The sequence below is a fragment of the Paenibacillus sp. J31R98 genome (assembly GCF_056269245.1).
Window position 1 is genome coordinate 172,797 of the sequence record NZ_JBWDNO010000006.1, and the last position, 23,649, is coordinate 196,445.

Annotated in this window: 25 protein-coding genes and 1 other annotated feature; of the genes, 22 read left to right on the forward strand and 3 right to left on the reverse strand. The window is 52.5% G+C overall.

All coding sequences use genetic code 11. From position 1 onward, the window contains the following. The first annotated feature begins 85 nt into the window (after positions 1-85). The 10 genes from AC0YNX_RS21645 to AC0YNX_RS21690 all read left to right on the forward strand — a co-directional run bounded on the left by AC0YNX_RS21645 (position 86) and on the right by AC0YNX_RS21690 (position 11,554). Positions 86-952, forward strand: coding sequence for a YitT family protein (locus tag AC0YNX_RS21645; protein ID WP_475817790.1), 867 nt, complete (start codon positions 86-88; stop codon positions 950-952). 200 nt (positions 953-1,152) lie between these two features. Further along, positions 1,153-2,247 carry a thiamine-phosphate kinase gene (gene thiL / locus AC0YNX_RS21650; RefSeq protein ID WP_475817791.1) on the forward strand — a complete coding sequence of 365 codons (1,095 nt, stop codon included), beginning with the start codon at positions 1,153-1,155 and terminating at the stop codon, positions 2,245-2,247. An 18-nt stretch (positions 2,248-2,265) separates the two neighbouring features. After that, entirely contained in the window at positions 2,266-2,757 is a 492-nt protein-coding gene (tsaE, locus tag AC0YNX_RS21655; protein WP_475817792.1) for a tRNA (adenosine(37)-N6)-threonylcarbamoyltransferase complex ATPase subunit type 1 TsaE, read from the forward strand. Further along, complete coding sequence (gene tsaB, locus AC0YNX_RS21660) at positions 2,750-3,595, forward strand: tRNA (adenosine(37)-N6)-threonylcarbamoyltransferase complex dimerization subunit type 1 TsaB (RefSeq protein ID WP_475817793.1); 846 nt, start codon at positions 2,750-2,752, stop codon at positions 3,593-3,595. The genes tsaE and tsaB overlap by 8 nt, the downstream gene beginning before the upstream one ends. Further along, a complete protein-coding gene (gene rimI / locus AC0YNX_RS21665) occupies positions 3,592-4,092 on the forward strand; it encodes a ribosomal protein S18-alanine N-acetyltransferase (protein WP_475817794.1) in 501 nt (166 codons plus the stop codon). Before tsaB ends, rimI begins: the two co-directional genes overlap by 4 nt. Next, positions 4,079-5,107: a tRNA (adenosine(37)-N6)-threonylcarbamoyltransferase complex transferase subunit TsaD gene (tsaD, locus tag AC0YNX_RS21670; RefSeq protein WP_475817795.1), complete on the forward strand. Its 1,029-nt coding sequence runs from the start codon at positions 4,079-4,081 to the stop codon at positions 5,105-5,107. Before rimI ends, tsaD begins: the two co-directional genes overlap by 14 nt. 85 nt (positions 5,108-5,192) lie before the next feature. Continuing rightward, positions 5,193-5,505: a binding site (T-box leader), on the forward strand. Positions 5,506-6,084: 579 nt separating this feature from the next. Then, positions 6,085-6,642, forward strand: a complete 558-nt coding sequence (locus tag AC0YNX_RS21675; RefSeq protein WP_475817796.1) for a hypothetical protein — start codon at positions 6,085-6,087, stop codon at positions 6,640-6,642. A 136-nt stretch (positions 6,643-6,778) separates the two neighbouring features. Further along, positions 6,779-8,380 (forward strand): 2-isopropylmalate synthase, encoded by a 1,602-nt coding sequence (locus AC0YNX_RS21680; protein WP_475817977.1) that lies wholly within the window; start codon positions 6,779-6,781, stop codon positions 8,378-8,380. 45 nt (positions 8,381-8,425) lie between these two features. After that, positions 8,426-8,878, forward strand: coding sequence for an HIT family protein (locus AC0YNX_RS21685; RefSeq protein ID WP_475817797.1), 453 nt, complete (start codon positions 8,426-8,428; stop codon positions 8,876-8,878). Between the two features lie 429 nt (positions 8,879-9,307). Next, complete coding sequence (locus AC0YNX_RS21690; protein WP_475817798.1) at positions 9,308-11,554, forward strand: YhgE/Pip family protein; 2,247 nt, start codon at positions 9,308-9,310, stop codon at positions 11,552-11,554. A 2-nt stretch (positions 11,555-11,556) separates the two neighbouring features. Here the strand turns inward: AC0YNX_RS21690 and AC0YNX_RS21695 are convergent, their stop codons facing one another. Next, on the reverse strand, positions 11,557-13,497 hold the full coding sequence (locus AC0YNX_RS21695) for an ABC-F family ATP-binding cassette domain-containing protein (protein WP_475817799.1): 1,941 nt from the start codon (positions 13,495-13,497) through the stop codon (positions 11,557-11,559). A 157-nt stretch (positions 13,498-13,654) separates the two neighbouring features. On the opposite strand from AC0YNX_RS21695, the gene AC0YNX_RS21700 reads away from it, so the two are divergent. The 8 genes from AC0YNX_RS21700 (at position 13,655) to groL (ending at position 19,778) form a co-directional block, all read left to right on the forward strand. Then, positions 13,655-14,287 (forward strand): 5-formyltetrahydrofolate cyclo-ligase, encoded by a 633-nt coding sequence (locus tag AC0YNX_RS21700; RefSeq protein ID WP_475817800.1) that lies wholly within the window; start codon positions 13,655-13,657, stop codon positions 14,285-14,287. Beyond that, positions 14,278-14,751, forward strand: a complete 474-nt coding sequence (gene moaC, locus AC0YNX_RS21705; RefSeq protein WP_475817801.1) for a cyclic pyranopterin monophosphate synthase MoaC — start codon at positions 14,278-14,280, stop codon at positions 14,749-14,751. Before AC0YNX_RS21700 ends, moaC begins: the two co-directional genes overlap by 10 nt. A 40-nt stretch (positions 14,752-14,791) precedes the next feature. Then, positions 14,792-15,286 carry a MogA/MoaB family molybdenum cofactor biosynthesis protein gene (locus AC0YNX_RS21710; RefSeq protein WP_126019884.1) on the forward strand — a complete coding sequence of 165 codons (495 nt, stop codon included), beginning with the start codon at positions 14,792-14,794 and terminating at the stop codon, positions 15,284-15,286. Further along, on the forward strand, positions 15,283-16,317 hold the full coding sequence (locus AC0YNX_RS21715; RefSeq protein WP_475817802.1) for a molybdopterin-binding protein: 1,035 nt from the start codon (positions 15,283-15,285) through the stop codon (positions 16,315-16,317). The genes AC0YNX_RS21710 and AC0YNX_RS21715 overlap by 4 nt, the downstream gene beginning before the upstream one ends. A gap of 110 nt (positions 16,318-16,427) precedes the next feature. Further along, on the forward strand, positions 16,428-16,685 hold the full coding sequence (tatA, locus tag AC0YNX_RS21720) for a twin-arginine translocase TatA/TatE family subunit (RefSeq protein WP_475817803.1): 258 nt from the start codon (positions 16,428-16,430) through the stop codon (positions 16,683-16,685). 150 nt (positions 16,686-16,835) lie between these two features. Next, a complete protein-coding gene (gene tatC / locus AC0YNX_RS21725; RefSeq protein WP_475817978.1) occupies positions 16,836-17,573 on the forward strand; it encodes a twin-arginine translocase subunit TatC in 738 nt (245 codons plus the stop codon). Positions 17,574-17,775: 202 nt separating this feature from the next. Beyond that, complete coding sequence (gene groES, locus AC0YNX_RS21730) at positions 17,776-18,057, forward strand: co-chaperone GroES (RefSeq protein ID WP_090983460.1); 282 nt, start codon at positions 17,776-17,778, stop codon at positions 18,055-18,057. A gap of 83 nt (positions 18,058-18,140) precedes the next feature. Beyond that, positions 18,141-19,778, forward strand: coding sequence for a chaperonin GroEL (gene groL, locus AC0YNX_RS21735; RefSeq protein ID WP_475817804.1), 1,638 nt, complete (start codon positions 18,141-18,143; stop codon positions 19,776-19,778). Between the two features lie 83 nt (positions 19,779-19,861). Here groL and AC0YNX_RS21740 read toward each other — a convergent pair whose 3' ends face one another. Both AC0YNX_RS21740 and AC0YNX_RS21745 read right to left on the reverse strand, forming a co-directional pair. Next, positions 19,862-20,035, reverse strand: a complete 174-nt coding sequence (locus AC0YNX_RS21740) for a tyrosine-type recombinase/integrase (RefSeq protein WP_475817979.1) — start codon at positions 20,033-20,035, stop codon at positions 19,862-19,864. Further along, positions 19,993-20,334 (reverse strand): hypothetical protein, encoded by a 342-nt coding sequence (locus AC0YNX_RS21745; protein WP_475817805.1) that lies wholly within the window; start codon positions 20,332-20,334, stop codon positions 19,993-19,995. Before AC0YNX_RS21745 ends, AC0YNX_RS21740 begins: the two co-directional genes overlap by 43 nt. Positions 20,335-20,825: 491 nt before the next feature. Between AC0YNX_RS21745 and AC0YNX_RS21750 the strand changes: the two genes are divergently transcribed. From AC0YNX_RS21750 to AC0YNX_RS21765, 4 genes are read left to right on the forward strand one after another with little or no spacing between them, the layout of a single operon-like run. Next, positions 20,826-21,074: a helix-turn-helix transcriptional regulator gene (locus tag AC0YNX_RS21750; RefSeq protein ID WP_475817980.1), complete on the forward strand. Its 249-nt coding sequence runs from the start codon at positions 20,826-20,828 to the stop codon at positions 21,072-21,074. Further along, positions 21,071-22,243, forward strand: a complete 1,173-nt coding sequence (locus AC0YNX_RS21755; protein ID WP_475817806.1) for an SPFH domain-containing protein — start codon at positions 21,071-21,073, stop codon at positions 22,241-22,243. Before AC0YNX_RS21750 ends, AC0YNX_RS21755 begins: the two co-directional genes overlap by 4 nt. Positions 22,244-22,257: 14 nt before the next feature. Further along, on the forward strand, positions 22,258-22,842 hold the full coding sequence (locus AC0YNX_RS21760) for a tetratricopeptide repeat protein (RefSeq protein WP_475817807.1): 585 nt from the start codon (positions 22,258-22,260) through the stop codon (positions 22,840-22,842). 23 nt (positions 22,843-22,865) lie between these two features. Next, on the forward strand, positions 22,866-23,621 hold the full coding sequence (locus AC0YNX_RS21765) for a hypothetical protein (protein WP_475817808.1): 756 nt from the start codon (positions 22,866-22,868) through the stop codon (positions 23,619-23,621). Positions 23,622-23,649 lie beyond the last annotated feature (28 nt).

Here is a 23,649-nt window from a genome sequence, read left to right on the forward strand (position 1 = left end):
ATATTTGGTTTTTGGCTTAAAAAAGGGTATAATGGATAAATAAGCTTATTTTTCGCGTTTCAGCGAAGCTTTGAGGGGGGATCATATGGCTAAACAGCATTATCGGATGACCAAACTAGAACTGCTCCTTAGAATTGTATTTCTTACGATTGGCGCTGCGCTTGTAGCGGTTGCGCTTGAGATTTTTCTTGTGCCGAACAACATCATTGACGGTGGTATTGTCGGTATCTCAATCATTATTTCTCACTTAACAGGCTTGCCTCTTGGTATCTTTCTATTCTTACTTAACTTGCCGTTCCTAGTCATAGGTTACAAACAAATCGGTAAAACGTTCGCGCTCTCTACGCTGTACGGGGTTGTAATCATGTCGATTGGCACGACGCTGCTCCATCCGGTGAAGGCGCTGACGTACAGCCCATTCCTCGCACCGGTAATCGGGGGGGTCATTCTCGGCATCGGGGTCGGTCTCGTGATCCGGTCCGGAGGATCGCTCGATGGTACGGAGATTATTGCAATTCTATTTACGAAGAAGACACCGTTCTCCGTTGGCGAGATCGTCATGTTCTTCAATCTGTTCATCCTCGGCAGCGCGGGCTTCGTCTTCTCTTGGGACAGTGCCATGTACTCGCTCATAGCGTATTACATTGCTTTCAAGGTCATAGACGTGACGTTGGAAGGGATCGACCAGTCCAAGTCGGTCTGGATTATTAGCCAAGAGTGGAAAGAGATCGGCGACGCGATCATGAGCCGTCTCGGCCGTGGCGTAACGTATTTGCACGGAGAAGGGGCATTCTCGGGCGGTTCGAAGCGGGTTATCTTCTGCGTCATTACGAGGTTGGAAGAAGCGAAGATGAAGTCGATTGTGCAGGAGCTGGACCCAGCTGCTTTTCTCGCGGTGGGCAACATTCACGACGTGAAGGGCGGCCGCTTCAAGAAGCGGGCAATTCACTAGTGGTTATGGTATAGCTAGTCGGAACAGGCAAGGCTGCGCGCAAGCGTGGTCTTGCCTGTTTTGTTGCGGGTAGAGTGGTTGACCGATATAATAAGGTAAATTAAGCAAACGCGGGTAATTGGCAATCAGGCAAAATAGAAACAACGGCGTAGACTTAAGGAAAAAATAGAGCGGCGTTTGGCAGCAGGAGGTGGTCGGGATTGGATGAGTTTGCGCGGATACGCTACTGGACGGAAGGCCGCCAAAGCCCGGCACTGCTTCAGGCGCAAGGTGTTGTGCTCGGCATCGGCGATGATGCCGCGATTGTAGAGACGCCGGCAGAGTTAGCCGGCGAAGAGCTGCAGTGGCTGATGGCGGTCGACACGATGGTCGAGACCGTCCATTTCAGCGATGCGACGATGGAGCCTTTCGACATCGGCTGGAAGGCACTTGCCGCTAATATTAGCGACATTGCGGCAATGGGCGGCGAACCCCGGCATGCGCTGGTGTCCGTCAGCGCGCCGCCAGCTTGGGAGCCGGCACGAATTAGCCGGCTCTATGATGGGCTGTACGCGTGCGCCAATGCCTACGGCGTCGCGATCGTTGGCGGCGACACGACATCGGCGCCGCTGCACATGGTTGTGTCCGTGACGGTGATGGGGACCGTCACGGCGGGAGCGGCGATCCGCCGGGCTGGCGCAGCGCCCGGCGACGCCGTGTTCGTGACCGGCCCCGCGGGAATGGCCGCGGCCGGTCTTCATGTCCTGCTCGCCGCGGCAGCAGCCCGCGGCGGCGGCAAAACGGCTGGCGGCGGCACGGGCACGCCGCCGCTGCCTCCTGGCGCCTCGGCGCTGGTGCAAGCACACCAGCGCCCGGCGCCTTCGGTTCGCGCGGCGCGGATGCTCGCCGCGCGTGGAACCATCACGTCGCTGAATGACATCAGCGACGGACTCGCCAGCGAAGCCTGGGAAATCGCCGAGGCTTCGGGCGTCACACTCGCGCTGCGCGAGTCACTGCTTCCGCGCAGCGGCAGCATGACCGCCTACGCGCACAGCTGCGGCGAGGATCCGCTGAACTGGATCCTCTACGGCGGCGAAGATTACATGCTGCTCGGCACAATCGCAGCCGAGGATGCACAGGCGGCGAAGGCTGAGCTCGCCGCCGCCGGCCTGCCGATGTACCTTATCGGCGAGGTCGAGGCAGGCCACGCTGCCGTTACTCTTATTCACGATTTTGCTGAATGCGGTTCTGGCAAGTCTGCCGATCCGAAGCGGGAAGCGCTAGCCAAGCGCGGCTATAATCATTTTGGAAATTAGGAGCTGAGATTAAGCTTCATGAGTGATCACATGGAAGTCATATGGATGACAGAGAACGAAGGAGATACCGTTCGTTTAGCGCAGCTCTTGGCGAGCTGGGCGGTGCCGGGAACGGTGCTGGCGCTGGACGGCGATCTTGGCGCGGGCAAAACGCGGTTCTCGCAAGCTTTTGCAGTCGGAATCGGTGTGCCGGGCGTCGTGAACAGCCCGACGTTTACGATCATTAAAGAATATAAAGGCGCGCAGCTGCCGCTTTATCATATGGATGTTTACCGGCTGTCCGAGGACGAGGCGGACGAGCTTGGCTTGGATGATTATTTCTTCGGTGATGGCGTCACGATTGTCGAATGGGCAAGTCTTATCGAAGCGCTGCTTCCGCCAGATCGGCTGCAGATGTACATTACGCACCTCGGCGGCGAAGCGCGGCGGTTTACGATAACGGGTATTGGCGCGCAGTATGTGGCGTGGTGCCAACAATTACAGGCGATAGGAGCACGAAACGATGAGTGAACATAATGGGCAACAACTCGTGCTCGCACTTGATACATCAACAGCCTCTTTGGCTTGCGCGCTCGTGCGCGGACAAGAGGTTTTACAGGACATTCAGTCGCTTGCGGAGCGTAACCATTCGGTTCACACCGTATCGATTGTACAACAGATTTTGCAGGATTGCGGTGTGAAACCGGAAGAGCTGGACGGTATCGCGATTGGACGCGGTCCTGGCTCCTACACAGGCATGCGGATCGCTGTCTCTGTTGGCAAAACGCTGTCGTGGGTATGGAACAAGCCGCTCGTCGGCGTGTCTAGCCTCGAAGCGCTTGGCTTTGGCGCGTGGCAATCTCATGCTTCTGCAGAGCATTCGCAGACTTCCGCATCTGTGTGGATCGTCCCGATTATGGATGCAAGACGCGGACAAGTGTACACAGCTTTGTTCGAGGCAGCATCGCTTGGCGGCGAAGGCGACAGTTGGACACGTTTGTCCAAAGACGGCATTCGTCTGATGCACGACTGGGTAGAGCGTCTAATTGCAAAGGTAGCTGAAATGCCTTCGCAATCTCGCCCATCTGCGATCTGGATCGTTGGTGAATTGGAAAAGCATGAAGCGGAAGCGGATCGGCTGCAGCAATTGTGCTCGGAATCCGGACTCAGCGTAGAAGTCCGCAGGCAGGAGTACATCCTCGAAGGACGCTCGGTTGCCGCGCTGGGGCTTAATCGCCTCTCTGCCGGTGAACAGGACGATGCGCATACGTTCATCCCGAACTATACGCAGCTGACGGAAGCGGAAGTCAAGCTTCAGGAGAAAACAGCCCAGCAAGCGGCTGACGGAAAGGACGGCGGGTCACAGTGAAAGTAATCGAAGACGTGAGCCGTCTTGTTTTTCGGATGATGACGCTTGATGATGTGAATACGATCGTCGCGATCGAGCAGGAAAGCTTCACGAGTCCGTGGACCGAGGAGGCATTCGTGAACGAGTTGACGAACAATCATTTTGCCCGCTATATGGTGATGGATTACGAAGGTGATGTCATTGGTTATGGCGGCATGTGGACGATTATGGATGAAGCGCATGTGACGAATGTGGCTGTTCGCGAGCCATATCGCGGGCTTGGACTCGGCACGAAGCTGATGGTGGAGCTGCAGCGGACTGCGGTCATGTTCGGCGCGAAGCGCATGACGCTTGAGGTTCGGGTATCCAATACGGTAGCTCAGCAGCTGTACAGCAAGCTGGGCTTTGAGCCGTCCGGCATTCGCCCCGGCTATTATTCAGACAATATGGAGGATGCGCTCATTATGTGGGCGGAGCTGGATTCCTCGGGTATGGAGCAACTAGATGACGACGAATGAACTTATTCTCGCTGTGGAGACGAGCTGCGACGAGACGTCGGTAGCGGTAATTCGCGGCGGTAAACTTATCTTATCGAACATCGTTTCGAGCCAAATCGATACGCACAAAAGATTCGGAGGCGTCGTGCCAGAAATCGCATCGCGCAAGCATGTCGAGTCAATCACGCTCATCATGGAGCAGGCGCTGTCTGAAGCGGGCGTGACGTTTCGCGATCTGTCGGCCATTGCGGTTACGCAAGGTCCGGGGTTAGTCGGGGCACTGCTTGTCGGCATCGTCGCAGCCAAAAGCTTGAGCATGGCGCTCGGTCTCCCCTTGATCGGCACGCATCATATCGCCGGACATATCTATGCGAATGAGCTGGTCGCGGAGATGCGGTATCCGTGTCTGGCGCTCGTTGCATCAGGCGGCCATACGGAGCTTGTCTTGATGGAGAGCGAAGGCGTGTTCAAGATTCTTGGACGGACTCGAGACGACGCAGTTGGCGAGGCTTATGACAAAGTAGCTCGGACTTTGAGTTTCCCCTATCCTGGCGGACCCTATATCGACAAGCTGGCTCAAGGAGCGGAAGAGGAAGTTGTGATGCCTCGGGCGTGGCTGGAGCCGGATTCGTATGATTTCAGCTTCAGCGGGCTTAAATCAGCCGTTCTTGCAGCAATCAACTCTGCCAAAATGAAAGGCGAACCGCTTCGCGAAGCAGCCCTTGCCCGCGGCTTCCAAGCGTCCGTCATCGACGTGCTCGTGACGAAGGCGCTTCGTGCGGTGCGCGAAACAGGCGCGAAGCAGCTGCTGCTTTGCGGCGGAGTTGCTGCTAATGGAGGGCTGCGCGCGGAGCTAACTGCGCGCTGCGAAGAAGCTGGCATCCCGCTGCTTATTCCGCCGCTAGGTCTGTGTACAGACAATGCCGCGATGATTGGCGCGGCTGCGCATTTGAAGTGGGTGCGTGGCGAATTCACGCCGCTCGACATGAAGGCGGAGCCGGGGCTGTCGCTGGAAGAATGGTCGGTGCGGAGTTAGTTTTTTTGAAATAGTGCTGCTTTCTGAATTGACAGACGATTTAGGGAAGCATATAATAAGCAACAACACTTCACAATCATCATACGCAAACGCGTTGAACAGGATTAGTAGAGCTTAAGTGCCGTGATCAGAGAGCTGCGGGTTGGTGCAACGCAGACGGGTAACAGCTTGAATCTCGCCTGGGAGCGGAATAGCGGAAACGAGTCCATGTTTTGTTGGCCGAAGGCCAAGGCTGATGGAGCAGCTCGCGTACGTTGTTACGGTTAACCGCCGTGATCGGGTGCATCGCTGACGACTTCTAGAATCGTTAGTGATTGCTTAAGTGGACGTTATGCTCTAATGGGCAGCGTCAACAAGGGTGGTACCGCGCCAGAACTTACAAGTCTGTCGTCCCTTGATCCAGTATTGGATCGAGGGATGGCGGGCTTTTTTTGATGCTATCAGGACTGAAGTGAACATAGATCAGAAACGCAAGGAACAGGAGCAGTAGGAATCGAATCCGGGAAAAGCAGAGAGCTGCGGGGTGGTGCGACGCAGTCGAAGGATGATCCGAACTCGCCTGGGAGCGGAACGGTGGAACACGGCGGCAATGCTTTGTGGCGTTAAGTTAGCACAAGGCAATCGTTGCCGAGAGTACACCAGTTACGGCTAACCCCCGTGATCGGGTGCAGCTTATGAAGGTGAGCAAGTGTGCATATACATGCATGGCGCTGACCGGATGTACAGCTGCTTAAGCGGGTCCGAACCGGATGGTTCGGGCAACGAGAGTGGTACCGCGGCAAGCTTATGAAGCCTGTCGTCTCTTGATTACAAGAGACGATGGGCTTTTTTTGTTGGGCAAAAGGCGCAATAGTGTCCCCCAGGGATACACATCGGTGAGAAATCGTCGAGAAGAGCGTAAGAGTGTCCCCCAGGGATACACATCGGTGAGAAGGCGCCGAAAAGAGTGTAAGAGTGTCCCCGAGGGATACACATCGGTGAGAAATCGCCGAAAAGAGGTCCACCAAACCAGCTACATCGAGCAAAAGTTGGTCAAACGAGCCGAAGAAGTCCACCAAACCGGCTACATCGCGCAAAAGTTGGCTAAACGAACCAAAGAGGTCCACCAAACCAGCTACATCGAGCAAAAGTTGGTCAAACGAACCAAAGAAGGTACTCCAGGTAGCTACATTGGCGAAAAACCGCCAGAACGAACCAAAGAAGGTACTCCAAGTGTCTACATTAGCGAAAAACCGCCAGAACGAACCAAAGAAGGTACTCCAAGTTTCTACATTAGCGAAAAACCGCCGGAACGAACCAAAGAAGGTACTCCAGGTATCTACATTAGCGAAAAACCGCCGGTACGAACCAAAGAAGGTACTCCAGGTATCTACATTAGCGAAAAACCGCCAGAACGAACTAAAGAAGGTACTCCAGGTATCTACATTAGCGAAAAACCGCCGGTACGAACCAAAGAAGGTACTCCAGGTATCTACATTAGCGAAAAACCGCCAGAACGAATCAAAGAAGGTACTCTAGGTAGCTACATTGACTAAAAACCGCCAGAACGAATCAAAGAAGGTACTCCAAGTAGCTTCATTGGCGATCAAGCCGAAGAGGTCCACCAAACCAGCTATTTAGCTCACCAAAACCAAATCCCATAAACCATTTAGGAGGTTAACCCTTATGACTATGAATCAATTCCAATCCCAAGCTCAAACCCAATCCCAGTCCCAGTCCAACAACCGTATCATCCGCATTTTCGACACGACGCTGCGTGACGGCGAGCAGTCGCCGGGCGCGACGCTGCGGCCGGAGCAGAAGATCGTCCTTGCCCGCCAGCTGGCGAAGCTGGGCGTAGACATTATCGAGCCGGGCTTCCCGGTGTCGAGCCCGGGCGAGTTCGCGGCGGTGCAGCAGATTTCCCGCGAGCTGCAAGGCGTTGAGATCGTTGGCTTCGCCCGCGCGATCAAAGGTGATATCGACGCAGCGGTCCGCTCCACCATGGATGCTGCCCGCCGCCGCCTGCATCTGTTCATCTCCTCCTCGGATATCCATCTGGATTTCCAGCTGAAGAAATCCCGTGAGGAGGTACTCCAGATTGCCCGCCAAATGGTCGCCTACGGCAAGCAGTTCGTTGATGAAATCGAGTTCTCTCCGATGGACGCAAGCCGCACGGGCCGCGACTTCGTTATTGAGATGGTCGAAGCGGTCATCGCAGAAGGCGCAACGGTTATTAACTTGCCGGATACACTGGGATACGCGCTGCCTGAGGAGTACGGCAATCTGTTCCGCACGGTGCGGGCTGGTGCAAGAGGCGCGGATAAAGTGCAGTTCAGCGCACACTGCCACAATGACCTTGGCCTTGCGGTAGCGAACAGCCTCGCAGCCATCCAAGCTGGCGCGAACCAAGTCGAAGTCACGATCAACGGCATCGGCGAACGCGCAGGTAACTGTTCGCTGGAGGAGCTGGTGATGGCGATCGAGACGCGTAAATCGGCAATCGGCGCAGAGACGGGCATCGTGATGAGCGAGATTTATGAAACATCGCGGATGGTCAGCAAGGCGATGAACTTCCCGATTGCTTACAATAAGCCGATCGTAGGTCGGAACGCTTTTCAGCATGAGTCGGGCATTCATCAGGATGGTCTGCTCAAGAACCGCAACACCTACGAGATTATGGACCCTGAAGCGATGGGGATTCCGCGCAGCATGATCGTGCTTGGCAAGCACTCCGGCCGTCATGCGATCAAGCATAGATTGGCTGACTTCGGCATCGAGCTGACTGACGAGCAGTTGCTCGATGTGTACAACCGCTTCAAAGTGAAAGCCGATGAGATGAAAATCGTTCCCGACGACGTTCTCGTCCGTCTGGCTAGTGAATCGACAGCGACGCAGCATGATCCATACACGCTGATTGACTTGCAGGTGCTTGCCGGCACGCAGCGCTCTCGTATCGCATCCGTCACAATCCGCGAGCGGGAATCGCAGGAAGAACGTACGCTGACAGGCACGGGAACGGGTCCGCTTGAAGCGGTTATCCACTGCTTGCAGCAGGCAATCCCTGTCTCTGCGGAGTTCGAGGATCTGGAGATCCATTCGTTATCTACAGGCGAAGATGCGCATGGCGAAGCAAACGTGAGCATTGTGTATAACAATCGGCGGTATACGGGGACGGCTGTGCATAACGATATTATTTTGGCGGCGGCGCAGGCTTACGTGGGGGCATGCAACCAAATGCTGATAAGCCTACAGCTGAACGAGTCGGAGGAAGAGACGGAACAGTTGGCCTAAGCGAGAAGCGAGTCAACCACTCTGCCTAAAAGGAGGCGCATTCCGATGGATATCCAGCCGTGTTTCATCTGCAGCAAGCACCGCGGAGACATCAAGCCAGCAGGAGGCGTCATCTATGAGAACGGGCATGTATCCGTATCGCATATAGGGCTTGCCGGCGATAGCCAGAACGTGTATCTGGGCTATTTAATCGTTGAAGCGAAGCGGCATGTGCGAGGCCTTGGCGATCTGACGGACGAAGAGGCGAGCGCCATCTTCATCGCCACGAACCGAATGAGCCGTGCGCTGCGAGAGGCGCTGCATGCCGAGCATGTGTACAGCTATGTGCGAGGCGACGCCGTGCCGCACTTTCACATGCATCTGATCCCGCGATATGCTGGGACGCCGGAGCCATTCTGGCATCCGGTGCAGCTTGCCGAGTGGCCGGATGCGCCGCGTGGCAATACCAGCCATATTGAGCGAATCTGCTCGCAGCTGCGCGCTGCAATCTCCAATTAACATCGCAAACAGAGGGTTATCCAGCCCTCTGTTTTTATTTTACCCGCGTTTTTCCACGTTTTCCACTGCCGCACGCAAGTTATGCACAGACTTATGCACAACAATACCTTCCAATGTGAGTAACTGCGTGAAAGCCGCATAAAATGGGCGTTTACAATGTGAACAAATGTCGGATAAGTTTTTCACAACCCAACTGTGGATAATGTGGATAAAGTGGATAATAACTGCTCTCATATTTCTCAGGAACTTCTAATATTAAAGAATCGTTAAATTTATTCATGTTTAACATCGTTAATAGTGCCAGAATTGCCGCACAATTCATCCATAGCTGTGGATAGTTCTGTGGAAAAGGGGGATAGATTGAAAAACCGCATGTGCGGCCACCTTCGTGCAAATGCTACTTATACAGACGATAGGGAGGAACATGCAATGCAGGAAACGACAAATACGACGAGTGCGGCGGAAAGTACAATAAGCGGTTGGAAGCTGGCGCTGCTCGATATCAAATCCATGTGGAGATCCCGTGCTGTGCGCAAATCATTGCTGGGCCTCATGGTTCTTCCGCTCTTGTACAGCTTTATCTACTTGTGGGCATTCTGGGACCCGACCGCAAGGCTTAATAAGCTGCCGCTTGCTATCGTGAATGAAGATACAGGCGCGAAGCGCGGGGGAGAGCAGCATAATCTCGGCAGCGAGCTTGCCGATAAGCTGATTGCAGATACCGATACCCACTGGACCCTAGTAAGCAGGGAGCAAGCGCACAGAGGCATTAATAACGAGAGCTATGCGCTCGCACTCTATCTGCCGCCGGGATTCTCAACACAGGCATATAGCGTCAGCGGTGATCATCCACAACCGACGCATCTCAGCATGGAGCTGAGTGAAGGAACGAACATGCTGCAAGCGAAGATCGTGCGCGCCGTGGCAGACAGTGTGAATAACAATTTGCGCAAAGAGCTGCAGGAGAACTATTTAAGCGTTATTTTCGACCAAGTGCTTAATGGGTCAAAAGGGCTGCAGGACGCAGCGGACGGCGCCGCCAAGCTATCTGCTGCATCGGAGCAGGCGTACAAAGGTGCAGGCGATTTGGCAAACGGGTTAACCCAAAGCGGAGGCGGCATGACAAAGCTGTCCACAGGCTTACAGTCTATTACGAGCGGCGCGAATGAGCTGGAGAACGGACTTGTGAAGCTGAATGCTTTCGCAGAGCTAGCGACTGCTGGGATTGATCAGTGGAGCGGGGTTCGCGCAGCTTCCACCTCCAAACCGGCATCTAATCCGGCGAGTCAATTTGCCGCTTCACAGTCTAGCCTGCTCACATCGCTAACAGGGGTAAGCAACGATATGACATTGCTTCGCGGGGAGCTGGCTAACGTCAAGAGCACGGCTTCCGACTTGAATGCGTTAAGTACGCTCGTTCGCCCGGTACAGTCGCAAGTCGCCGATATGAGTAATCGGGCACAGAGCGGTCAGCAGCTGCTTCAAAGCATGGGTCAGCAGGCAACTGACCTTCCCGGCAATACGAACTATAAACAGTTGGCAGAGCAGCTTGGCAGTATTCAGTCGACAGGGGCGGACGCGGCTGGAACGCTGCAAGCGGTGACACAGTCCATCGATACGCTTAAGTCATCGCTTGATCAATCTATTGGACAAGTCACGAGCCGTGCGGCTGCATTGACGCCGAAGCTGGATCAATTGGCAGGGCAGATGGAGCAGTTCCGCACAGCGGCAGAGGATGTATCTGCTTTGATAGGCAAGCAGCAATCGGCTGTTGATACGATTGGCGGGCGGGTCAAAGATGTGGCAAGCGGCGTGGGGCAATTGCAGCAAGGCAGCGGTAAATTAATGAACGGGCTGCTCCAGCTTGACAGCGGTGTGGAGGCGCTCCGTATTGGGAATGCGAAGCTTGGGGACGGGGCCGCTGCGCTTCGTGACGGTCTTGCCCAGATTAATAAAGGGCAAGGCGAGCTTGCCGATAAGCTCAGTGATGCAGCGGGCATGGCATCCTCTGACGGACAAGCGGCGAATCGCCAAGCGATAATCGCAGATCCGGTCATGCTGGAGGAGACGAATTTACATCCGGTGCCGAGCAACGGCGTTGGGTTCGCGCCTTATTTTATCGCGTTATCGCTGTGGGTAGGATCGCTTGTGCTGTTCTTTGTCATTGATATATGGCGGGTGCTTGCTCTACCTCATGGACCACTGTCGTACCTCGGCAGCAAATACGTCGCGCTTGCTTCGGTCAGCGTCTGTCAGGCACTGTTGTCGGTGTTTATTTTGCATACGGGGCTTGGGATACCTACGGTGCTGCCGCCGCTTGCGATGTATATCTACGCGATGCTGGTGGGGCTCGTGTTTACGGCCATTCTGTTTATGCTCATTGCGGTGCTTGGCAGTGACACGGGGCGCTTCGTGGCGGTGCTCATTCTGATGCTGCAGCTTACTTCGAGCTCCGGTTCGTATCCGGTCGTTCTCGAGCCGGGGCTGTTCCGGTTCATTCATCCTTTTCTGCCGATGACGTACGCCGTTGAAGGACTCCGGCACCTCATCTCGCTCGGAGAGTGGACAGCAATAATCCGGACCGCATGTCTGCTGTCCGGATTCGGGTTGTGTGCGCTATTGCTACTTTATGTGATCAAACGTCGCTCTATTATGAAGGAAGTGAAGCTGGCTTAGGCCTAGGCGAGCAGCAGCTCCCAAGCCTCATAAACCTCTTGGAGCTGCGCTTTGAGCGACTCCAAGTCGGACTGGATTGTCTGCACCCGCACATAGTCATTGTACACGTCTGGATCGGTGAGCTGCTCTTCAAGAACGGCAATTTCACCTTCCAGGCGGGCAATGTCGTTCTCAAGCTGCTCCTGCTTGCGCTGACGAGTCCGTTCGTCACGCTTCGCTTGTTTGTCGGCTTCGTACGAAGAAACAGGGGCAACTTCCAGCGCTGCTGCTGCTTTGCTCGATTTTCCTTGCTGAGTTGACAGCGTTTCCAGCTGGAGCTCCTCGGTTTCACGCTTTTTCTGGATCATTTCGTCATAATTTCCCAGGAAATGCTGCGTTCCTTCCGGTCCGAGTTCGACAATGCGCTCCGCCATCTTGTTAAGGAAATAACGGTCATGGGAGATGAACAGCAGCGTGCCGTCATAATCCATAAGCGCAGACTCCAGCACCTCTTTGCTGTACAAATCGAGATGGTTGGTAGGCTCATCGAGAATAAGCATATTCGCATGGGCTAGCATTAGCTTCGAGAGGGATACACGTGCCCGTTCGCCGCCGCTAAGCGTACTGATCTTCTTCTTCACGTCATCGCCGCTGAACAAGAAGTTGCCGAGTACGGTACGAATTCGCGCTTCTTCAATGCCTGGATAGGTGTTCCAAAGCTCTTCAAGCACCGTATTCGCTTTGTTTAGCCCCGTGTGCTCCTGATCATAGTAGCCGATCTTCACGTTCGTTCCCCAGCGAATGGTACCTTGCTCATATGATTGCTGATCGACTAGCGCCTTGAGCAGCGTCGACTTGCCAATCCCGTTCGGCCCAATCAGCGCTACGTTCTCGCCGCGCTCTAATCGGAATGAAACATGCTCGAAGAGCGGTGCTTGCTTCTCAGGGAAGCGAATCGATACATCGTTCACATCGAGCACGTCGTTGCCGCTTTGGCGCTCGATCTCGAAGGAGAAGCTCGCTTTCTTCAGGTCGCCGAGCGGCTTGTCGAGGCGGTCCATCTTCTCAAGCGCCTTTCGACGGCTTTGAGCGCGCTTTGTTGTCGATGCGCGAACGATGTTGCGCTGAACGAAGTCCTCAAGCTTCGCGATTTCGTCCTGCTGCTTGTCGAACTGCTTCATCTGAGCTTCATATTCTGCCGCTTTAATTTCAATAAAACGGGAATAATTGCCCGTATAGCGTCTTGCCGCGTGCCGTTCGATCTCAACAATCGTCTGGACGACAGCGTCGAGGAAGTATCGGTCGTGAGAGACGACCAGAATGCCGCCATCATAGCCGCGCAGGTAGTCTTCGAGCCAAGTGAGCGTCTCGATATCCAGGTAGTTGGTCGGCTCATCGAGCATGAGCAGGTCCGGAGATTGAAGCAGAATTCGCGCCAGCGCGAGGCGTGTCTTCTGACCGCCGCTAAGCGTGGAAATAATGGTATCGGGAGGGAATTGACCGAAGCCCATTCCGTGCAAAATCATCCGGATGCGAGTCTCCATCTCGAAGCCGCCGTTCTCCCGGAACCAATCGGACAGTTTCGAATATCGGTCAAGTATGGATTGATACTGCTTCTCGTCCGCATGGAGATTCGGATCAGCGATCTGCTGCTCGAGCGTGCGAAGCTCTTTCTCCGCATCAATCAGATGAGCAAAGACAGCGCGCATCTCCGCATCAATTGTCTTATCCGACTGCAGGCCGCTCGATTGCGCGAGGTAGCCGATCGTTGTTTCTTTGGATTTATAGATGGTGCCGGAGTCCGCAGACATCTCTCCCGCGATAATTCGCAGCAGCGTCGATTTGCCTGCGCCGTTCACGCCGACAAGTCCAACTCGCTCGCGCGGCTGCACTTGAAATGTAATGGACGAGAGTACCTTGCTAACCCCGTAGCTTTTGGATACATCAGAAACTTGAAGAAGCATGATTGTTGAAACCTCCGCTTGATAAATTCCTATGCCCTTCAGTTTACATGAAAAAAGCATATTGCGCGACAGGCACCTGACTCGCCTCTTATTGGCGAAAACTGGGCAATAGTGATAAACTATGGAGTAACTATGACCAGCAAAGCGGTGAACCCTTTTGAAGCATGCGGAGGAGAAGAAGACGACCCGGCTTCTTGCTGCGAAGCGGCGGGACAGCTTTCCGGAGCAGCAGCGGCTCGCTTGGTCGGATACGGCTTGCCAGCAGGTTGTCGATTGGCTGCAGCAGCGGGAAGCGCCGATGGTGGGCAGCATCATGATCTATATTTCTTTTCGCTCGGAGCTCGATACTACGCTCTTGATCGAGTGGTGCTGGCGCAATGACATCTCGGTTATCGTACCGCGCTGCGTGAAGGAGAATCGGACGATGGAGCTGTATTTGCTCCAGGCTTGGGACGAGCTCGTTCCCGGCGCTTATGGCATTAAAGAACCGGATCCGATGGCTGTGAAGCGTTGGGACTTGGCGGATCAGCTGCCGGACATCGTCTTCGTGCCGGGGCTCGCGTTCGATCGTGGCGGCGGCAGGCTTGGCTACGGCGGCGGTTATTATGACCGGTTTCACGATCTGCTGCGGCTTACGTCATCTGAACAGGGCAGGCAGCTCCCGCTCTGGATCGGGCTTGGCTATGAAGCGCAGTGGGTTGATCGCGTGCCGATGGACGAGCATGATGCACCTGTTGATGGGGTTATTACGGAGCAGGGAATGACAAGGGGGCGCTCAGCATGGATTTGACGCATTTTAATGAACAAGGCAGAGCTCGCATGGTGGACATCTCGGATAAAGAGGTGACATCGCGTGTTGCGGTTGCGCGTACGACAGTGACGATGGCAGAAGATACATTGTTACGGATCAAAGCGGGCACCATTGGCAAAGGAGATGTGCTCGCGGTCGCGCAAGTAGCGGGCATTATGGCAGCGAAGAACACGTCGAACTGGATTCCGATGTGTCATCCGCTTCCGCTGACAGGCGTGAATTTGGCTTTTGCCGATAATGGCAAAGACGAGCTATATATAGAAGGCACTGTGAAGACGACCGGCAAGACGGGCGTTGAGATGGAGGCATTAACCGCTGTTTCCGCGGCGGCACTGACCGTGTACGATATGTGCAAGGCGCTGCAGAAGGACATGGTCATCGGACCGACCTACCTGAGCGCGAAGAGCGGCGGAAAAAACGGTGATTATACCGTGGATCGTTAATGGCATATCTTTCTGAAAAAGCGATTGGGGGAAGAAGCTCATGCGGTGGAAAGTGGCATTGCTAACAGCGAGCGACAAAGGATCGCGAGGCGAGCGCGAGGATACAAGCGCTCAGGTTATCCGGGAGCTGGTGGAAGAAGAGCTCAGTGGAGAAATCGTCGATTACCGAATTGTACCCGACGAGCAGGACGAAATTATGGCGGCACTTATTGAGATGACCGATTACTATCAAGCGGACCTTGTCATTACGACGGGCGGCACAGGGCTTGCGCCGCGTGATCTGACACCGGAAGCGACGCTGAAGGTCATTGATCGCGAAGTGCCTGGACTTGCGGAAGCGATGCGCATAGGCGCGATGCAGCGTACGCGCAGGGCGATGCTGTCACGCGGAGTATGCGGCATTCGCGGACGTTCGTTAATCATCAACTTGCCAGGAAGCCCGAAGGGCGTACATGAAAATCTATTGGCCATTATGGATCAGCTCCCGCATGCGCTTAACATCCTATCGGGCCGGATAGGAGAGCATACAGAGTGAGCGATAACGGAAGCAAGCGTACGGTTCTGAAGGAAGTGCCGGTACAGGAAGCGATCGGCCTTCGGCTCGCGCATGATCTGACGCAGATCATTCCCGGGCAGTTCAAAGGACGGCTGTTTAAGAAAGGCCATTTGATTACAGAAGCAGATATCCCTAAGCTCCTTGATATTGGCAAGGAGCATATTTATATTATGGAGCTTGCCGAAGGCGATCTGCATGAGGATGACGCGGCCCGTCGAATGGCAGCTGCGCTTCAGTGCGATGGCCTTCAGCTATCTGAGCCGCACGAGGGCAAAGTGGCGATCAAGTCGGCCCTGGACGTGCCGGCTATTGCCGAGATCGACCCTGCTGTCGTTCATGCCATTAACGAGCTGGGTGAGATTGCGCTTGCGACGGTTCGGACGAACGCTGTGGTGATGCCTGGTGGACAGCTGGCTGCGACGCGAGTAATCCCGCTTGTAGTACCTGAGGCTAAGATACGCGAAGTCGAAGAACTGCTCGCCAGCTACAAAGAGCAGCATGAAAACTCGTCTCCACTTCGGTTAAAGCCGCTTCGCAAATTCCAGATTGGCCTGCTGACGACGGGCGGAGAAGTGTTTTCTGGAAGGATTCAGGATAAGTTCGGGCCAGCCGTTACTCGCATTGTAGAATCGCTTGGTTCGGAGATTGCTGAGCAGCGATTTGCGCCGGACGACCGCCATACAATTGTCAAGGAAATACACTATTTACAGGCTCAGTCGTATGATATGATACTTGTGACAGGCGGGATGTCGGTAGACCCCGATGACCGTACGCCAGCTGCAATTGCCGAAGCCGGCGCGCAAATTGTCAGCTACGGAACACCGATGCTACCAGGCTCGATGCTGCTGATGGGCTATCTCGGCGAAGTGCCGATTATGGGACTCCCGGGCTGCGTCATGCATGACCCGTATACCTCGTTTAATGTGCTGCTGCCGCGAGTTCTCGCAGGTGATACGATTACTAGAGCGGACATTGTTGAGATGGGCTACGGCGGACTGAATAGCTGTTAATAATCATGATGGTTAATGATTAATGAAGCGAACTGACTACTTCCTCTGCCATACTAGGCAGGTTACTCGTTGCATAAGCTTTACAAGTCATTAGAAGGAGGTAATGGAAGATGTTTAATGGTATTGGCGTAACAGGTTTTCTACTTATCGCACTTGTTGCCTTGCTGCTGTTCGGACCCAACAAGCTGCCTGAGCTCGGCCGCGCTTTCGGTCGTACGCTGAAGGAATTCAAGGCAGGCGCGAAAGACATAATGGATGATAACGACGATCGTGATCGCAATCAAGCGAACCGTGTTGAAGTGAATCGTACAGATCGTACGGATCGTACGACTGAAGATCAGAGCTCGAACAAGCGGCTCCCAGAGTAAATGGGGCCCGCTTTTTTTAGTAAAGGCACTTTGCGGAGTTGCCCCCTACATAGCGGCATTGATGCCGTTTGTTGCTTGGAAGGAGCGTTGTAAGCAGTGGCAGATAGAAAAGAACCCTTGACTGCGGAAGCGGCACGCGGCGATCAGCTTATGTCGCTGTTTGATCATATCGGCGAGCTTCGCAAGCGATTGATCATCGTCATTATCGTCCTAGTGATCGGGATGATTATCGGCCTTGTGTGCGCGGACCCCGTGTATAATTTTCTCATTAATCAGGAGCCGGTCAAAGGCATGCAGCTGCACGCATTCTCCTTGTGGGATGCGATTGGCATCTATATGAAGTTTGCGCTTATTATTGCGTTAATTCTGGTGCTGCCGGTAGCGGCGTATCAGATATGGTCGTTCGTGAAGCCGGCGCTTCGCGTACAGGAGCAGCGGTCAACTTTGATGTTTGTCCCGTTCGTGCTCTTCATGTTTCTGGTCGGACTCGCCTTCTCGTACCTTGTCGTGTTCCCGATGGCTTTTAATTTTACGACGAAGGTTGCAAGGCACTTGAACTTGATCGAAACGTACGGCATTTATCAGTACTTCTCTTTCATGCTCAACATTGTTCTGCCGATCTCACTGCTCTTCGAGCTGCCGATCGTGATCATGTTTCTAACGAAGCTGCGCATTCTGAATCCGAAGCGGTTGCGGAAGATGCGCCGACTGGCGTATTTTATCCTCATCATTGTCGGTGTCGTCGTAACGCCGCCAGACTTTATTTCGGACTCCCTTGTTGCAGCCCCGCTCATTCTGCTGTATGAACTGAGTGTGCTGCTCTCGAGCGTAGTGTATCGGAAACAACTCAAGGCTGATCAAGCTTGGGAAGCAGAATATGGGAATTAGTAGCGAGAGTCGGCCGATTGGCCGGCTTTTTTTATTTGCTCGAGGCTGGTTGGGGCTGATTGTAAAATTCATTTGAATTCGTGACTGTAAGACTTGAAATCTGTCAGCAAAATCGGTATTATAAAAATTGTTATTAGCACTTGATGATTGCGAGTGCTAACAGTAAAAATTTGCAGCACCAAATCAGAAGGAGGCTATTTTCATGATCAGACCTTTAGGTGAACGCGTATTGATCGAACCAATCGCGAAAGAAGAAACGACTGCTAGCGGCATTTTGTTGCCGGAAACAGCGAAAGAAAAGCCACAAGAAGGCAAAGTTATCGCTGTAGGCAGCGGCGCGGTTAAAGACGGCGTACGTATTGCGCTTGAAGTTAAGGAAGGCGACCGCGTGTTGTTCTCCAAATATGCCGGTACAGAAGTGAAGTACGAAGGCAAAGAGCTTTTGATTATGAAAGAAAGCGACATTCACGCGATCTTGGGCTAAGCCTCACGGCTTGACTCCACATACATGGCAACAAACAGATACGTCTTACTTATCTTTTACACGACATTAGGAGGTTATTAACGATGGCGAAAGAAATTAAATTCGGCGAAGACGCTCGTCGCGCAATGCTGCGCGGTGTAGATGCACTGGCTAATGCCGTTAAAGTTACACTTGGTCCTAAAGGCCGCAACGTGGTGCTTGAGAAGAAATTCGGCAGCCCATTGATCACGAACGATGGCGTGTCCATTGCGAAAGAAATCGAGCTTGACGATGCATTCGAGAACATGGGTGCGCAGCTTGTTAAAGAAGTAGCTACAAAGACTAACGATGTTGCCGGTGACGGTACAACAACTGCAACGGTTCTTGCGCAAGCGATGATCCGCGAAGGTCTGAAGAACGTTACTGCAGGCGCTAACCCAATGGTTATCCGCAAAGGTATCGAGAAAGCGGTTCGCGCAGCGATTGAAGAGCTTGCAAGAATCTCCAAGAAAGTTGAAGGCAGCCAATCTATTGCTCAAGTAGCTTCGATCTCTTCCGCAGACGATGAAGTTGGCCAACTGATCGCTGAAGCGATGGAGAAAGTCGGCAACGACGGCGTTATCACAGTTGAGGAATCCAAAGGCTTCGTAACGGAGCTTGAAGTGGTTGAAGGTATGCAGTTCGACCGCGGTTACCTCTCCCCTTACATGATCACAGATACAGACAAAATGGAAGCTGTCCTCGACAATCCATTCATTCTGATCACAGATAAGAAGATCTCCAACATTCAAGAGATTCTTCCTGTTCTGGAGAAAGTGGTTCAATCCGGCAAGACGCTGCTTATTATCGCTGAAGACGTTGAAGGCGAAGCACTGGCAACATTGCTCGTTAACCGTCTGCGCGGTACATTCACTTGCGTAGCTGTTAAAGCTCCTGGCTTCGGCGACCGCCGCAAAGCTATGCTTGGCGACATCGCTGCTCTGACAGGCGGCCAAGTGATCACAGAAGAGCTCGGCCTTGAGCTGAAAGCAACAACTGTGGATCAACTGGGTACAGCTCGTCAAATCCGCGTAACGAAAGAAAACACAATCGTTGTTGACGGTGCTGGCGACAAGAAAGACATCGAAGTTCGCATCGGTCAAATCCGTGCTCAACTGGAAGAAACAACTTCCGACTTCGACCGTGAGAAGCTGCAAGAGCGTCTTGCTAAGCTTGCTGGCGGCGTAGCGGTAATCAAAGTTGGCGCAGCAACTGAAACAGAATTGAAAGAGCGCAAACTGCGCATCGAAGATGCTCTGAACTCCACTCGCGCAGCAGTGGAAGAAGGTATCGTATCCGGTGGCGGTACAGCACTCGTGAACGTATACAGCGCAGTAGCAGCAGTTAACGCTTCTGGCGACGAGAAAACAGGCGTAAACATCGTGCTTCGTGCGTTGGAAGAGCCAGTTCGTACAATCGCGGCTAACGCGGGTCAAGAAGGCTCCGTTATCGTTGAGCGTCTGAAAAAAGAAGCAATCGGCATCGGCTACAATGCAGCTTCCGGCGAGTGGGTAAACATGTTCGAAGCAGGTATCGTTGACCCTGCGAAAGTAACACGTTCCGCACTGCAAAACGCAGCATCCGTTGCAGCTATGTTCCTGACTACTGAAGCTGTAGTAGCTGACAAGCCAGAAGCTAACAAACCAGGCATGCCTGACATGGGCGGCATGGGTGGCATGGGTGGAATGGGCGGCATGATGTAATACATGCCGAAAACCCTTGATTTATAAGGGGTTTGAGGTGTCGGGGTATCCTGAAGGTAACTAAGGGTAACATCGGCAGAAAACTAGAGGCTTCTCATGAGTTCACCGAACTTGTGGGAGGCCTCTTTTTTCTTTGGTTTCGTGACGTGCAGATACACGTTCTTGGTTGTATCGTCGTCCTTGTGCCCAAGACGCGCCACGATCGTTTCTAAACTTACTCTGGCTTCTGCCAGTAACGAAGTGTGCGTATGACGCAGAGAATGGGGATTAGTTCAGGATTGAGTTCGGCTATTCTCAGCAGTCTAGCCATACGATTCTGAATTTGCTTGAGGTACTCCGGGTATCCGGCGTTCTCTTCATCGGACTTAGCGAAAACAAAACCATGATCGTGATAACTCTTACGGTATCGCATCATAATAATGTTTTGTTTTGCCCGATGTCGCTCAAGCTCACCTACGACGATATCCTCAACATCGATTTCGCGTTTCGAGGTCTTCGTTTTAGTTGGAAGAAGATGATATACCTTCGTGTTGTTCGTAGGGTTATAATACGTCATCGTGATACTTATTGTTTGCTCCGCGAAGTTGATATTCTCCGCTATTTCAGCGCACACGCTCCCTGGCACGAATACCTGTGTAGGCTAATGCCAAGAATATGGCGTAATCACCCTCCAAGCCATTTTCCTTGGCAGTACGCAGAAAAAGCGTAAGCTCTTCCTACTATTTAATAGCCGCTTCTCGGACAAACGTCCGGAAAGCGGCTTTTGTCCTGCTATTATTAATTCCTTTAATATAGAGTTTACGTTATTTAACGACAGAACAGGAAGCATAGTGATCCATATGACCTACGTTTTGTTAAATCAAACGACATTTTGTTAAAAATGTCTTTACACAGTCCCTAAATTTTACTATATTGATAGTTGTTTAGTACCATGACCCATTTACTAAATCTATTAATTAAAGGTAGGCAGGGATGATAATGTCAAAGGTACTTGATGCAGAGACGAAAGCAACCTTGATCAAGAACCTGACCGAGAACCTTCCTGTAATGAGGGCGAAATTAGGGATCACTCAAGCTGAGTTGGCGGCACGAGTTGGCATTAGCAGGCAAACTGTCATTTCACTTGAACTTGGAAAGAGATCAATGTCGTGGGGGACCTTCATGGCACTGACGCTGTTGTTTCTTCAGAATGAGTCTACTAAGGTACTCCTGCCGGTAGTTAACATATACACGCGGGAATTAGACGACTTCCTCCAATTTGGGAGTGAATGCAAAACGCGAGGAGGTGAAGAATGATGGCGTTAATCGATCGGATTAAATACGATGGACCTAAAGATGGCGAACCATGGCTGGTCTATAAGTATCCCGGAGAAGATTTTGTTCTTGGCTCTCAACTAATTGTCAATCAAAGTCAGGAAGCGCTGTTTCTAAAAGGCGGAGAGGCGCTCGATCTGTTCGGCCCAGGGACGTTCACGCTTAAGACAGGAAATTTGCCGTTTCTTGATAAGCTAGTTAATCTGCCTTTCGGTGGAGAAACACCATTTTCGGCGGAGATCTACTACATCAATAAATCATCACGGCTTGACCTGCGTTGGGGAACTTCGATGCCATTTCCGGTGGAAGACCCTAAATATGGCATTTTGTTATCAGTACGAGCCTTCGGTCAATATGGCGTTACGATATCGGACCCGCGTTTGTTCGTCTCTCGCCTTATTGGAGCGGTTAGGGGAGGAAACGTTACCGATTACGAGATTATAACGCGCTATTTCGAGGGGATTATTAATACCAAGATCAAAGAGATCGTCTCCACTTACATGGTTAGAAAGCAAATTTCATTTCTGGAGATCACTACGTATATCGGAGAGCTCTCAATTGCTTGCCGAGAGGTGCTCAGTGAAGAATTTGCCCATTATGGTGTCGACATCGAGAACTTCTATGTGGAATCGGTTAATGTTCCTAGAGAAGATACTGAGAAGCTAAGAGAGCTGAAAGACAAGCGGGCTGAGCTTAATATTCTCGGTGAGGACTACTACCGAAGAAGATCCTTTGATGTGATGGAGAAGCTTGCGGAAAATCCTGGTGGGGGAGGGATGGCGAACGCGGCAATGGGCATGGGTATGGGGCTTAGCGCCGGTATAGCTGCCGGAGATGCCTTTTCCCAGATGGGAGCAAACCTTATGACATCTCGCCCGGTTCAACAGACGGGATCCTCACAGCATGATATTCAGCAGGAATGCTGCCTTCGTTGCAATCAGCTTAACCCGAAAGGGAGCAAGTTCTGCGGGAATTGCGGTGAGAAGTTTGCAGTCGGAATCGCCTGCTCTAGCTGCCAGGCGCAAGTATCGCCTGGCATGAAATTTTGCGGAGTATGTGGCACACCGGCTGGTAACCGAAAGTGCATGGACTGCGGGACTGAGGTTCCTACTGGAAGCGTATTCTGCGGAAATTGCGGGCGAAAGCAATGAGGGAGGTGAAGAAGATGAGTACGACAGTAGTCATTCACGAATGCCCACAGTGCGGTGCTCCGGCCAGCTTGAGCAGCAATACCTGCCAATATTGCAAGGCGGAGTTTATTGTTCGAACGCTAGGAAGCTTGAGCGCTCTGGATAAAGCCGGAATTGACAAATACATATCCGCTTACAAGAAGGCCGCATCGGCGGATCCCGGAAACAAAGAGGTCAATGCAGCGCTTGGTATGTGCTACTTGAAACTCGGTCTCTACGATTACGCACAGAAGTTCTTTGATAAAGCGATAGAGGACATGGTCGAAGAAAGCGACGTTTACTTCTATGGTGCAATCAGTCTGCTGAAAGGCAAGAGACCGTTTGTCACTACGCTTCCTGTTATTCGCAAAGCCGAGGAGCTGATGGAAGCGGCAGCAAGTCTTAATCCCAATGACGGGAAGATCTATTATGCCCAGGCTGTCATTAAGCAAGATTATTATCAAAAGAAATTTATTAATACTTCGCCAAGTGTAGGCGAGCTGCTGAAAAAAGCAGAACAGACGGCGATCAGCAATGAGGATATATCGATCATTGCAGGTTATATGTCAATACGACTATAGAAAACTATTTTGGAGGTCATTATATGCAAACTGTCGATCGCAATCTAATTAAAAACTATTTTACCCGGAAATTTCCGGTATGGGCGGTTGTTGTAGCCGTTATCGGCCTTTTGTTGTTGGGTTCGAGCGCTACCTTTGGAATTATTCTCCTATTAGCGGGCGGAGCAGGTCTCTACTTCCTCTATTTTGGCAAGAAAACAGCTACTGATCAGCAAGTTGACGAAGCAATTGCTAGAGATCGCCAAGCAGCCGTCGAGCGTGGACGCGACAAGGTCGGAATTGTTCCTGAAATGGAAATGAAAGAGCCGATCGTGATTACAGGAGCTTACTACGGGTTTGTTAATAAAGATACAAAGCTGATGTACAAAAGAGGTTCGGACAGCCAACTGCGGTTCTCGCTTGGCACGATTACTAGCTTCTTTATTACCGAGCACCAGATTTATTGTTACACGCGCATTGTTGATTTCACAACGGGCGAAACGTACTCTGAAACGACAGATGAATATTTCTACCGTGATATTGTATCCGTGGCAACCTTGTCCGAGAAAGTTCAAATCGTCGATTCCAAAGGGAATCCAACATACATCAAGAAAACGAAAGAACTGGACATTCGCGATGTCGAAGTATTCAAACTGACAACGTCCGGCGGTACATCGATTACGGCCTATATACAGGACCGCACAGCAATGAAACAGAGCAAAGGCGCGATGGATATGGCGAAGGTTGAAGAGCAGATCAAAGCGATGAGAAACATTTTGCGCGAGAAAAAAGTAGGCTAAACGCTCCTGCTTCGGTCGCTATGTGGCA